Here is a 13109-nt window from a genome sequence, read left to right as displayed (position 1 = left end):
GTGTAGATATGATCAGCTAGCCAGTTTGATTTATACGAAATAGTGTCATTTTTTTTACATATGTCCCAGAAGATAAGGTTTCATTCTTAAGTGCGTACTTTTTGCCTTTGATTTTAACTGAGGTTTCTACTTTTTCTCCAAGCTGCGCCTTTCCATCTTTTTTTAGGACCAGAACCAAGTCTTCATGCGCCTTTTGTCCTTTTTTTGCTTTCACGTTGGCACTCGCCCTATACATCACACCGTTACCTTTATCAGCACTTGGTTTACCGCAAGCTGTTAACCCCAATGTTAGAAATAAAGCCAACCCCACTATCCATTTTCGTAATTTCATATGAACTCCACCCTTTCCAATCCTGATTCACCGCTAAACAGACTCATGATTACGACCAACCAAGTTCACAATAATCCCAACTGCGTAAATTCCCATGATTGCGAACGGCAAGTACTGCATCAAAGTTGTCATGGTAGACAAATCATCAAGACTCATTCCGCTATCGTATGCTGTCCGTGCTGCATTGTATGCACTCGCGACGGGATGCGCATATACATAACTTGCAATACCGGCAAGGGCAACTCCCGCGAGGACCGCTAAAGCCTTGAGAACTGCACCAGTATTCGCCTTATGCATTAATGCCTTCACGAGGCCACCAACTACTGCCATAATGCCAATCCGAACACCTAGGAAACTCCAAATATAAAAATAACCGTCCTGACTTAGCGTTCCACTCGAAATGATTGATTTCAATTGCTCGACAGGATCACTAATCCCATCACCATATTGTTGAGACACGATGAACGAGACCACTCCAACGACCAGTCCTAGCCAAAGTTCCATATTGTTGGTAAAAAGAGGGCGCCGAACTGGTTTAACAACTCCCGCTGTCTGATCTGTAGGGGCTGGATTCGGTTGTTGTGGCACCTGCTGTGCGGCTTTCTCCACTCGTTTCTGATGCAATGAATTCATCACACCACTTGCTTCATTGGCTACACTATTCGTGGCATTGCTAATTCGTGCCATTTGCTTATCCTTTTGTTGCCGCCGCACTTCTGGATCTGCGAGAAATCTTTCCAAGCGTTCATCCCACGCAAACCGTGTCTTGTGTGTTGTCAGCGGATAAACATAGCAGAGCAACATGTAAACAACCATTAACCAAAATGCCCACCATCCCGGAAGAATCACCGCTAGCCATGCTACAGCAAACAGCATTAATGGATTGGCCTGGAAAAAGCGCAACACCATCACCCAATTTTTCTGCGTCGGGCGCAGAGCGCTGGCCACCGATGTTGCTGCACCTTGTGCTGCCAATTGTTCTTTCAGCTTTTTAATTTCCTCCTTGAGTGCCTCATCATTCGCCGCACTACCCTGTTCATGTAATGATTTACCTTGCTCTGTGCTAGCTGAATTCAAATCATTTGAGTCTGTCTGGAGGTCATCATCACCCAATTGATTATCCAATTGCTGCGCCTGCCTAATAATCTCATCGTCGGAAAATTTCTTATTATCATCTTCAGCCATTCTTCTATCTCCTTACTCTTGATTGAATCTACCGTAATAATTAATGCCATCACTTTGAATTCTGATGACGTAATAATCCAAACTATGCTTAAATAATTGCATTTGGAATTCGGTATCATCATCAAGCGTACATTCAAGTGTGTATGCTTCTCCATCATCAGCTTTTCCATCATCTGTCACACTATCGACAATGGCAGAGTATGCAGTTTCTCCGTCAGCTTTGTTAGAAATCCAACGCAAGTCGTCCCCATCCATTCGAAACTCGCTTGTCATTTTTCCTGAGGAGTTAGCCGTTGAAGCATCTTCCAAATATTCGCCGCTCAAACCGCTAATATCTAATTTCGGGCTTGCATTGTCTGCAGATTCTGATGATTCAGACTCTTCACTCACAGAGCTACTCTCAGAATTGCTATTGGCATCGTCTGCCTTCTCTACGGTGATTTTTGCTGTGACTTCCTTGAATTTGCTGCTCTTGGCAAACTTCTTTAATAACTTGGTCAGATCAAGTTTTTTACCATTGCTAGCAAAATAATCCATTGTAATTGCTTGCTGTGCGCTCACAACCCATGCAGTTGCACCCTTAATTGCCACAATTGGTCCCTGGTCAATATGTGTTAGTGACAAACTATATACTTTCATACCATCTGGATGGTCACTCACTAATTGTGGATTATCCGTGGCCACCTCTGGATCTTTAATTTCAACATATTCACCCGACGATTCATCATAGCCACCATCAAGAATCTCATTCCCTGTAACCATGTAATCGTCCATACCATCCGCAAGTAGAACCAGAGCCAATTTTTGTTCTTGCGACAAATCACTTACTGTCAACAAATTGCGTGCAGACTTCTTTGACTTAGCGTGAGATTTTACCTGTAAACTACTTATATCATTTGTCGAATTATGATCTGTCTGCCCTCTGGTTATAACAATGGCAATTCCAATCACAGTAATCAGTGACACGATTGCTACACTGATTAACAGCACACGTTTTCGACTTAAATGTCGTTTTGTCTTTCGACTTGTTGCCAGTTTATCCTGGTCACCATCAGTATCTTCATCCAGTGAAGCAGAAATGCCACTAGTCCTAAAACCAGATTTTTTAGCTGCTGCATACTCCGCTTTTTCTGGCATTCGTCCATTCTGCTCAACAAAATGTTTAACCCATTCCTCGTTTGGGGTCATCTTGATTCCTCCTCAAAACAATCCGCGCATATCATCAAGTGATAACTGGCAACACAACTGCTTATGCGCCCACTTCATCCATAAACGCCAATAACACAAGTACTTCAACATTTCCAAAAATCCATAAAAAAAGACCGACCGCCACTTCCCGCCGCTACGGGAAGTGAATTCGAGAGCCACACCCGCCGTTTTGCACTTCTGCAAAATTACAATTGGGTGCGTCCATCTCGATGATCGGCCGATCATTTTTTGAGATATTGGATACTGATTAGCTTAATTATCAGGCTATAAGTTAACTTAGTCAATAGTTTCAGTGCGAATTGGGATAACAAAACACACGCAAAAAAGCATGTCGCGAAGGCATGCTTTTTGCGTTGACTGGGAGCTATATCAAGGGGTCGTCCGCAAAGTCCTCTGCCGTCGCCCAGCCCTGCTCGATAGTGTATTGGACCATGCTGCGGTGGACGTCTGTGGGGAAGATGTAATGACTAGTTTTTAGCACAGCAACAAATTTGTCATGGCTCACCACAGTGCGTTCAGTCAAATCAACACAGAGCGCCCGCGATATTGCCATACTAAATTGCTGGTTCGCATTCTCGGGAATGTAAGTTTTCAAACGATACATTTCATCAACAATGCTTTGCATCAGAGTTAAGCGTCCCTCCAAGGCCGCCCGCTCCGCCACAGTTCCGCAAAAAGATATGACTCGTCGAATACGCTGTGGCGTGGCCTGCATATTCCCCGCTGGCTCAAGCATCCTAATCTGATGAAGCACCCACCGCCAACCAATTTGCACGGGAACGTATTCTGTGCAGACACTAAACAGAATGCCATCTATGCGGCTAAACTCAGACAGCTTACTTAGGTAGTCGTTTAAAGTACGTACGACGTCATCATGCATTATTCGCCGATGCTGTGCATGCACGTCCAATAATTCGCTCACAACTGTGATTGCTGTTTTCAATAAATCATTTCGTGCGTTTTCGACTTGCAACTGCTTCAAATTGCTTAACAAATCACGCGCCGCTTCTGTATGCCATTGTTCAGATGCTAGATACTCCCACCGATTGATGCTTGATTCACGCAATATGTTACGAGTAATTAAATCCTCGTAATCAAGTCCGAGCGGAATCGCCAGTTCTTTCACCACATCATCAGTCAGATCAATTTCACCATTTTCAAAACGGGACATACTGGACTGTGACCAGCGACCGCTCGTGGCTTGCAGTGTCAGTCCCCTGTTTTTACGCAAATGTTTAACCAAATCTCCCAACTCAGTCACAACAGCACAATCTCCTTTCCCGTTTGAATGGCTTTATCTATTCTTTCAAGAAAGTTCGCCATATCATTCAATTCCAATAATTTGGCCGCGCTCACTAAATCAGAAACCTGATTGGCTCTCAGTTCAGCATCACAAATCCGCTCTTGCATGAGAATGAAGTTAAGTACAATCGCATCCAAGCCATCAAAATAATCCACACGCAGTTTACTAAGATGATCTTCGCACAAGGCGTGCACTCCTGAGTAATGACGCATCACTAATATCAGGCAGCATTGTTCCAGTACCATTGCGAAGTAGTTCAGGTACCGACCACTTTGCTTGCTATTTTGGCGTATAGCTTTCGTCAAGCAAAGTACAAGTCGTTCGGTATCCAACAATTGGGCGCTAAGTCGCAGCAACCCATAGTCATAGAATATCCAGTCATCGTTACTTAAAAGTAAAGCTTCAATCTGTGACTGCATTTTTTCATCCAGTTTAATTACATTCCGGGTCTTAATCATCAAAGTAATTTGATTGAGCACGGCGGCAGTGATACTCAAAATTTTGCTACTTCGATCGGCGACGCGAATCCGGTAGCGATTAATAGCTTCGCCAATTCGCGGTGATTCAAAATTGAAACGCTCTAACACCAATTCATCAAATAGTTGCTTGAATGGGGAAATGAATTGGTCTGAGTGCACTTGTAAATCCCAATACCGGAGACCTTCGCGTGTCATGATTTCGTGCAGTCTATCAGCAGAAATCGTGTTTTTATTGTTCTCCATTCGAGACAGGGTCGAGGGCGCCTCAGGATATGCAGCTTTCAATGTAATGCCTCTCTCGCTACGAAACTGTTTCAAAAAAGCAGGCATGTCAAATGCATCAGACATTAGGATTCTCCCTTCTCATGTCAAGTAAACGAAATATATGCAGGTATTCATTTGGTATTCAGCGCCATGATGGCGGTATGCAGATTCAAGATTAAATTGAGGCGGCCAAGATATTCTTTATCACTGTTAGATGAATGTAATGTATCGCATGAGTAATAAATATTGAATGGTTTATTTCGAATAGATAAATATAATTAGTCTTGTTGATGGAAAAAGCCACTTCTCAAGTCCCTCTTGAGAAATGGCAAGGGTTATCGTGATGAAAGGAGGAAACTGCTATGCTCGATATGGAAGAGTTATATGGCTTGATGCCACACAACGGATAACGCCCCCCCTGTTCTTCACTAGTTCAAAGCGTACGCTTTCTCAAGAATTAGTGCAATATTTGAACCATCGTTACAAGTCCTTTCAGCTGGAAAGGGCTTGTTTTATTGCTGTTGTTTTCATCGGACATTGCCACAGTTCTCGGTGTTCGCAGAAATGCTAAGTTTTCGAATAAAACCGCGCTCATACACCGGATTTAGCAACTAAAAAGCGTCTGTATCTGTTTCCCTTTCCGTTTGCACAAAACGCACCAGTGCATAAATCGCCGCGTAGCACGCCATCCCCATCATCAGCAACTCCGACCAGTCTCCTTGTTGCCGGGCGAGATTCAGGTATTGCCCTAGCAAATACCCTGACATCCAGAACATGAACACACTCAACCCGCCGTATATCCCCATGAAGACCCAATCCGCACCGGCGACGTCTCGTGGTGTTGCACCATGACGCCGTCGTTCGGCTCGAAGCAACTGCACGGCACATCCCGCACCGACCAGCAGCAATGCACTCATTACCATTAGCGACACCCAGTCCATACCACTGCGCGGGCGGTGAACTAACTCCGCACCAAATCCACCTGATGAGAAAATGCTGACAGCGTATAGCGCAGCCCAAACTATCGTTGCGCGGTTGCTGCCGCCTTTTGACCGACCTTGCTTTTGCATGACTCGCGACTCCTCCTCCAAACAAAGTATCACCAACCCGTGATTGTGCTCATTTTACCGTTGCACGCCGCAACGGTAAAGATATGCTGGGCTCTGGTTAAACACCAAAAGAACACCCCGGCCAGTTTGGTCGGGGTGTTCTTGCGATACCGTAGTGCCCTTATGCAGCGCCAGGCCATCAGTATACCTATTGATTAGTCGTCTTCGTGCTTACGCTTGCGCGCGAGTCCGAACATGCTCAGCACACCGGCAAGACCCACGCCGAGAATGGCGAGCATATTGCCGTTGTCATCCCCAGTTTGGGGTAGGACGTTCTGCTTGGCCGCTGCTTGCTGAATAGCGCTTGCTGCGTTGCCGGTGCCACCAGTTGCGGGTAGTTGCTGACTGGCATTACTTGCGGTCGCCGTCCCCGTCTGGGTTGCAGCTGTGGTACTTCCAGCGTGACTGCCACTGGTCGTGCCATCACCGTAAGTGTCCGGCAGAACGTGCGGTTGATCACCGTCGTCGCCAGTTGTGTCGCTACCATCATTGTTGTCAGTTGGTGTCCCACCGTTGTTTTCTGCAGAAGACCCACCGTTATCGCCGGTCGACGTACCGCCGCCATCGGTATCCGGCAGCGTGCCAGTGGTTGTGCCGCCATTGTTACCTGTGGTTGAACCACCGTTATCGCCGGTAGTCGCGCCACCATTGTTGCCAGTTGTGCTGCCACCGTTATTGCCAGTAGTTGAACCGCCATCATCGCCGGTGGTCGTGCCGCCATTGTTGCCAGTTGTGCTGCCACCATTATTGCCGGTGGTCGAGCCACCACCGTTATCGGTGCTTGTCGGCGCCAGCAGGACAACCGTGAAGCTCTGGTTCTGCGTGCTGTCGTCATCGAACTTGGCGCCAACCGCGCCGTCACTCTGAACGGTGTAGCCCTGGTCTTCCAGCGCCGTCAGCGTTGCTTCATAACTGCTTGCGGCAATGGTACTACCAGAAGGCCCGCTAACCGTCGTTGAGCCGAGACTCTTGCCCTCGGTCGTGACAAAATTAATCGTTGCACTCTGCGTGTCAGCCGTGTACGTCACGGTAACCGCGTCAGCGTTCACTGGCGCTGCCGTTGTGGCTGCCGGCTGCACACCCGCTACCGTCGCCTGATCTGGCGTGTACCCAGCTACCGTTGGACTGACCACTGCTGCGTAATCACCCACCGGTGTTGCCACGGTTGCACCAGTGACTTGGTCAGTCGAAACGTTCCAGGTCAGCGTCTGCGTCTGGTCAGCAGGTGCAGTGGTGCCACCGTCGGCAATGACGTAGTTAATGGTGCGCGTCGTGGTCGTTGTTGTGTGCGCCACAGCGTGCGTCAGGTGAATGGTAATTCCTTTGGCGCCGGCACTCAGCGTGTAAGCAACCGTCGCATCCTGCCCCTTAGCCAGTTCATAGTTGCTTGGCACAACGGCGGTGTAAGTACCGGTGCTGTCTTGTGCACCGGTGATGATGCTTGCCGTGGTGTCAGGCACAGTCACCGTCTTGCCATTATCGGCATCGTCAACGTAGGTCACGTCGATGGTAACCGGCGCAGTCATCACAATCGTGAAGGTTTGCGGCGTCGTGTCATCAGAATCGAATTTTGCACCCGTTGCGCCGTTAGTCTGCACCGTGTAGTTCTTCGCCTCAAGCGCAGCGAGTTCTGTCTGGTAACTGCTTGCGAGCACGTCGCTACCGGAAGGTCCGGAAATTGCGACGCTCGCAAGGCTGGCGCCGTCGCTCGTTTCAAAATTGACCGTCGCGTTCTGTGTGTCGGCCGTGTAGGTCACGGTGACGTTGGCAGCGTTGGTTGGTGCCGTTGTTGTTGGGCCAACTGCTACCTGTGCAACAGTCGCCTGACTCGCGGTGTAACCAGCAATTGTGGGGCTAGTCTGTTCGTAGTAAGCATCCTGAGCCGTGTAGTACGTTTCTCCGGATACCTTAACAGTCATCGTGTTCCAATCAACAGTCTGCGTAACGGTTGGCGCTGCAAGACTGCCATCTGCATATACGTAGTTTATAATTCGCGTCGTGGAGGTCGTCCCGTAATCAACAGTGCGGTTGAGTTTAATATCTAAAGTGTACTTGTTAGAGTCTACGGCAAGAGTATATGTCGGTGTAGCACTCTGATCTTTTGCCAACATGTACCCAGCTGGTACAACGACCGTATACTTACCTGTAGTTCCCGGCTTACCAGTGATTTTAGATTGTGCTGAGCCAGGTATCTTCACCGTTGCGCCGGTATCATCAACATAATGAACCTCGAGCGTAACAGAGCTAGCTTCAAGTTCAAATTGTACATAGTCACCATCATCAGCATTGGTGACCGTGGCTCCAGCAACCGGTGCGCCGTCATTTTTGCTGTCGACGTAAGTTGGAGGGGTCGAAACGAGGCTGTAACCGGTCGGAATATCGGCAGTATCAGCCACGCTCAGCACAAAGGAGCGCAATTCTGGCACGGTATCCGTATTATCCAGCAGTGTCTGATCAAGGTCGGTGAAGTCGATGTACTGGTCATTACCATCATCATCGACATAATGTGCCCGCGCCTTGATGGTGGAAGAACCGGTAATTTCAAGAGTTGCCGCATCAGTGGCACTATCAACCGCAACTTTCGCAGACCCCAGGTAGAGGCCGGTTTCAAGCTTGCCGGTCTTCTGACCTTGATCGACCATGTCTTCAACCGTGCCGTTGAAGACAATCCGGCCAGTTGAAACCTGTGCCGGGAGTGAATCCAGTTTAATGAGAATGGAGCGGACTGTTGACCAATCAGTAATCTGATCAGCAGTCACGTAACCGGTCAGGTCCGCAGCAGTACTACTTGCAACGAGGTCGTTGCGAGATGTTGAGTACAGTACCGTCCCAGAAAGCACGGCGGTCTTACCACTCGTGGTCGTGAAGGTATCTGGTAGGGTCACTGGCCCTGTGAGGTCGAAGGTGTACTGTGAGCCACGCTTATCACCCGTTTCTGGCAGGTTCACAACGAGCGCTGCTGAGCCTGCATCCCCAGCCGTGTTGACAATGTTGGCGTCAAATGAAAGTTGCGCGGTACTGTTCTTGTCCGCGGTCGCATTTTGCACTGGCGCGGCGTCGTCACCTTGTGCTTGGGTGAACTGGCTGGTCGTCGTGGCTTGGAGAATGGTCCATTTCCAGTTGCCACCGCCCAGCATCATCTGGACCGCATCAGCATGACCACCCGTCAGGGACGCGTCCTTGACAAGCGTCGTTTGGGCTAACTGGGTGTTTGGCGAGTAAATGTACAGGTCGTACGGATACTCACCTGACATCGCGTCAGCGTTATTGATGACCTTGACCACGTTGTTGTCGCCCGTCCCGGTACTCATATCGACGGATTCACCAGTGCCAGTGTAATCAATCGTAACAATAATGCGTCCATCATCTGAAGGGTCCTGGGTAACCTTAGCATCTTGCGTCCCCGTGACGCTTTCAACGGTGACAGCACTTGGAAGCACGTAGTAAAGAATTGGTTCGTAAATTTTGCTGGTGGTCATGTTTGCAATACTGGTACTACCAAGCAAAGCAAAGTAGCCGCCCTCTTCACCAGCATTTTCATTGCCTTGGTAAACGTAGGCAGTTGCAACCGAAACTGGTGTGGTGACGGTCTGGGTAACGGATTGCGTTACGGGGTCGGTATCTGGAGTCGTGATTGTCGCAGTTGCCGTAAAGGCATCCCCGTTCTTCACGGCACTGCCGTCGTCGTACGTACTCGAGAGCGTCCCGATGACCTCAAAGAAGCTGCCATCAACTGTCTTATTGGTAGTGCTACTAATATTCAGCGTGTTCGTCAGGTTCGGTGTCCCCGTCGTTGACCAGCCAGACAGCTCATTCGGGGCAAAAGTAATGCTGCGAATAGCGCCATTAGTGCTGGTAACAGTACTCCCAGCCGCGACAGTTCCGCTTTCAGTACTGCCATCGGCGAGGATCATCGTGTACGTGTAGCTGGTAGTATCTGGCAGGTAGGTCGTGGCAGACGATGCCGTTTCTGGAACTTGAACGGCGGTGGCATTAAAACCATCCGGAATCGTCAGCGTGATGCTGGCGCCATCTGTGGCTGCCCCCTGGTACTGGAACGCTGCGGTTAGCAGGTACTGGTAACTCACGTCATCACTGAGCACGAGCTGAGTTGGCTGTGCGCTGCTGTTCCCGCGCAGAGTAATACTGGACGAAGCAGTTTTGACACTCGTATCGTCTGATCCAGCAAGTGTGACGCTCCAAGGGGTGTCGTTGCTGACGGTGTAGGTGTTCGTGCCATCATCATCCCACTTTTGCACCATCGTGGCCACGCCGCTAGCAGTCAACGTCTGCGCACTAGCCGTCTGGGTATCAGCAAAAGTACCCACAAGTTTATAGCCACTTGTTTTAGAACTACCTTCGCTTCCTTGGTTACCATCTCCCTTTGGCACAATGATGGTGATATCACCACCTGCGCCACCGACTTGTGTGATTGTAGTTGTATCACCTGTGTCAAATGAATTAATCGACATTGTCGCCGCTTCGTCAAGGGTAAACCCAGCCGGAACCGGTATTGTAATGGTTGTGCCGTAGTTCACGGCAGCGTTAACTAGCGTGCTAGGATACTCGGCGCTGTCCAGAACACCACTGACTTCTTTTACTGCAAAATTGTAAATATATTCAGAGCCAGGAACAACTGTAGTACCTGTTCCGTTACCCACCTGAACCTGTGTCACCGCACTAGGGGTAGCACTCGGTTTTACAGAAGTTTCAAAAGATGCTGTATCAACCACTGTCCCGTTTTTGGCAATCCACACCTCCTCATTCATATCACCGATTGTGTTCAGGGGCGTGACTTGGGCATTGTAATTCGTCCGCAAGTGATACTGAATCGTTAGATTGGTAGTACCAGCGACATCTTCCTTGAAAGTATCCGTAACGGTAGAAGTTCCATCAGCATTCTTGGTAAGTGTCGTCGTTCCTTGAGCAGACGGAAGTGTACCGTACTTACCCTGGAATTCAAGCACACCATTATCCTTGGGAATTGTCACAGTGTACACATCCCCAGCAACCGCATTAGTGATGTTGTAAGTGATGGTAAACACCTGTTGCAGGTTGCCATTTTCATCTTTTGTAGTGTAACCATAGCCCACTTTTGTAGCCGAAACTCCAATCGTGGCAGTAGATGCACTCTCCCCCGCGGCCGCCGTTACCTGCTGCGCCTGCCCAGTGCTGACGTATGTCGCGGCTGCAGCGGTTTTGGCAGCGTTCAGCTGGTCAGCAGTCGCTGCACCCAGATTAGTCACCTGAGTATCCGTACTTGCTGCGTTGGTGCTTGTGCTCTCAGCAGCGACGGAACTAGTGCTGGAATCAGCGCTCTGGGTTTCGGTAGCATCACTCTGGCTTGTCGCCGCAGAGCTATCCGCAGTCGCCTGCGCTGCACTTGTGCTAGCCGCATTAGTAGACTGATCAGCAGCAGAGCTTGCCGCGCTGGTGTCACTTGCTTTGGCATCATCCGTTGCTGCATCAGACTGCGCTGCTGTACTCTGATTTTGCGAAGTCAAGTCCGCAGCAGCAGTGTTCGACTTGGCCGCATCACTTGTCTGCGCACCAGTCGAATCAGTAGCAGCCTGCTTATCGGCAGCGCTGTTCGCGGTACTGGCAGTGCTGTCAGCCGCACCATCTGCAGATGCACTAACAGCCGTGCTACTCTTCAGTAGCACGGCATTATTATCGCTATTTTGGGCAGCCGAACTCGCGGCGGTCGTCTGACTGGTCTGGGTATTCGCCGCACTACTGCTCGTATCAGTAGCGGCGTGAACAGCGTCAGGCTTGGCGGCAAACATCATGCTGCCGGCAAACAAAAGGGAAATCCCGGCAACAACCCAGTGCTTCCCGGACTTGAACATCTTGTAGTGACGCTTTTCAGTATAGGTATCATGAAACAGGTGCGTGTTCTTCGTTTGAAATTGCATGGTGTGGCCCTCCTATGTAGGCACACTCCCGCAAATTCAATTCCCCCCGAGGGAACTTATAACTTGATTATATTTCTTTATCGTTTAAATTCAAATAGTTTCGGATAATTTTGTAAAATGACATTTTTCTGTCACAGCGAAAGAACAATGCTTGTACAAGCACCTGTACATTAGTATCGCATCCCCATCGTTATACATTTTTCACATCATATGATAACAATCGTAATTTAATCTATTCAATTTCATCTGCGGAAATTTAAATTTGTTTACGTTGGAAATCCGAAAGGATAAAGTAATAATCTTAATAAGTATCCTTAGAAACTCGCAAATCTGGCTAAAAAAGGCACGACGTTTTCAAAAACGTCGTGCTTTTCTAAGTGGCGACAGTTCAAGTTCGTCATCTAATCATGACCCACATCGTTACATCATGGCATTGAAATCTGCTGCACTCGCCCATCCCTGTTTAATGGTAGCCCGCACCATACTCTCATGACTTTTAGCAGAAAAAATGATGCGTCCAGTCCGCGTCACTTCAATTAAACGACGGTGTGTTGTTGCAGATTTGGTAGTTAGGTCAGCAAATAAAGCTTCCAACAGTTGTAAATTATAACGTTGAAACGCATTTTCCGGTATCAATGCGTCCAGTTTCCATAGAACATCCAAGATACCGCGCATCAGCTTGAAATTCTGCTCAATCGCCGCACGTTCCGCAACATTGGCACCAAAAGAAATTAAGCGGCGCGTTAGCTGCGGCGGTGCGGAGGCAACATTGGCCATTTCAATCTGCCGCGACACCCAATGCCATCCTGTCTCCGCGGGAACATATTCAGTGCATACGCTAAAAAGGATTCCCTCAAGTCGGCCAAACTCGCTTAGGTTTGCTAAATATTTGTCTAGCTCATTAATCACCGACTTTTTCATATTCTGTGACCCAACATAGTGAATCCGTAGCAATTCCTCAATGACGGCACTTGCCACTTTCAAAAACCCATTTCTCGCACCTGGGACTGCCAGTTTGTTCAACTGGTTCAGAATCACCTGCGCGTGATCTGCGGACCACATCTCCGATGCTAGATACTGCCAATCATTTAAGTCCTCATCAGAAACAATGTGTCGCACAATTAGGTCTTCATAATCCAGTCCCAATGGAACTTGAAGTTGGGCCGCCACGTCATCGGCTAAATCAATTTCACCGCGTTCAAAGCGTGACATCGTTGCAGTCGTCCATTGCCCGCGAATTTCTTCTAATGTTAAACCGCGATCATGGCGCAAATGCTTAACCAATTTATTAAGTGGCTGACTCAACATCCCCGC

Annotated in this window: 8 protein-coding genes; all 8 read right to left on the bottom strand. The window is 48.6% G+C overall.

Translation table 11 applies throughout. The annotated features are described in order from the left end of the window. Positions 1 to 16: 16 nt before the first annotated feature. The gene (locus tag EKM97_RS04285; protein ID WP_125571048.1) at positions 17 to 331 is read right to left on the bottom strand and encodes a hypothetical protein; all 315 of its coding nucleotides are present in this window, start codon (positions 329 to 331) and stop codon (positions 17 to 19) included. Between the two features lie 33 nt (positions 332 to 364). Beyond that, positions 365 to 1516: a hypothetical protein gene (locus EKM97_RS04280; protein ID WP_125571047.1), complete on the bottom strand. Its 1152-nt coding sequence runs from the start codon at positions 1514 to 1516 to the stop codon at positions 365 to 367. A gap of 12 nt (positions 1517 to 1528) precedes the next feature. After that, a complete protein-coding gene (locus EKM97_RS04275) occupies positions 1529 to 2704 on the bottom strand; it encodes a hypothetical protein (protein ID WP_125571046.1) in 1176 nt (391 codons plus the stop codon). 385 nt (positions 2705 to 3089) lie between these two features. After that, positions 3090 to 3986: a helix-turn-helix domain-containing protein gene (locus EKM97_RS04270; protein ID WP_125571045.1), complete on the bottom strand. Its 897-nt coding sequence runs from the start codon at positions 3984 to 3986 to the stop codon at positions 3090 to 3092. Continuing rightward, positions 3983 to 4855: a helix-turn-helix domain-containing protein gene (locus EKM97_RS04265; RefSeq protein ID WP_125571044.1), complete on the bottom strand. Its 873-nt coding sequence runs from the start codon at positions 4853 to 4855 to the stop codon at positions 3983 to 3985. The genes EKM97_RS04270 and EKM97_RS04265 overlap by 4 nt, the downstream gene beginning before the upstream one ends. Before the next feature lie 527 nt (positions 4856 to 5382). Continuing rightward, on the bottom strand, positions 5383 to 5841 hold the full coding sequence (locus tag EKM97_RS04260) for a hypothetical protein (RefSeq protein WP_125571043.1): 459 nt from the start codon (positions 5839 to 5841) through the stop codon (positions 5383 to 5385). Positions 5842 to 6035: 194 nt separating this feature from the next. Next, the gene (locus EKM97_RS04255; protein WP_125571062.1) at positions 6036 to 11795 is read right to left on the bottom strand and encodes a mucin-binding protein; all 5760 of its coding nucleotides are present in this window, start codon (positions 11793 to 11795) and stop codon (positions 6036 to 6038) included. Positions 11796 to 12215: 420 nt separating this feature from the next. Next, a complete protein-coding gene (locus EKM97_RS04250) occupies positions 12216 to 13103 on the bottom strand; it encodes a helix-turn-helix domain-containing protein (RefSeq protein ID WP_125571042.1) in 888 nt (295 codons plus the stop codon). Positions 13104 to 13109 lie beyond the last annotated feature (6 nt).

Origin of the sequence: Lacticaseibacillus songhuajiangensis (assembly GCF_003946025.1) — a bacterium.
GTDB classification, from domain to species: Bacteria; Bacillota; Bacilli; order Lactobacillales; family Lactobacillaceae; genus Lacticaseibacillus; species Lacticaseibacillus songhuajiangensis.
The sequence above is the reverse complement of the archived record's forward strand: the minus strand, read 5'-3'. Positions and strand labels throughout refer to the sequence as shown.

What these genes read in the sequence shown, in the direction of transcription:
- EKM97_RS04285 (WP_125571048.1), bottom strand. Translation starts at nt 331, where the DNA reads ATGAAATTACGAAAATGGATAGTGGGGTTGGCTTTATTTCTAACATTG.
- EKM97_RS04280 (WP_125571047.1), bottom strand. Translation starts at nt 1,516, where the DNA reads ATGGCTGAAGATGATAATAAGAAATTTTCCGACGATGAGATTATTAGG.
- EKM97_RS04275 (WP_125571046.1), bottom strand. Translation starts at nt 2,704, where the DNA reads ATGACCCCAAACGAGGAATGGGTTAAACATTTTGTTGAGCAGAATGGA.
- EKM97_RS04265 (WP_125571044.1), bottom strand. Translation starts at nt 4,855, where the DNA reads ATGTCTGATGCATTTGACATGCCTGCTTTTTTGAAACAGTTTCGTAGC.
- EKM97_RS04260 (WP_125571043.1), bottom strand. Translation starts at nt 5,841, where the DNA reads ATGCAAAAGCAAGGTCGGTCAAAAGGCGGCAGCAACCGCGCAACGATA.
- EKM97_RS04255 (WP_125571062.1), bottom strand. Translation starts at nt 11,795, where the DNA reads ATGCAATTTCAAACGAAGAACACGCACCTGTTTCATGATACCTATACT.
- EKM97_RS04250 (WP_125571042.1), bottom strand. Translation starts at nt 13,103, where the DNA reads ATGTTGAGTCAGCCACTTAATAAATTGGTTAAGCATTTGCGCCATGAT.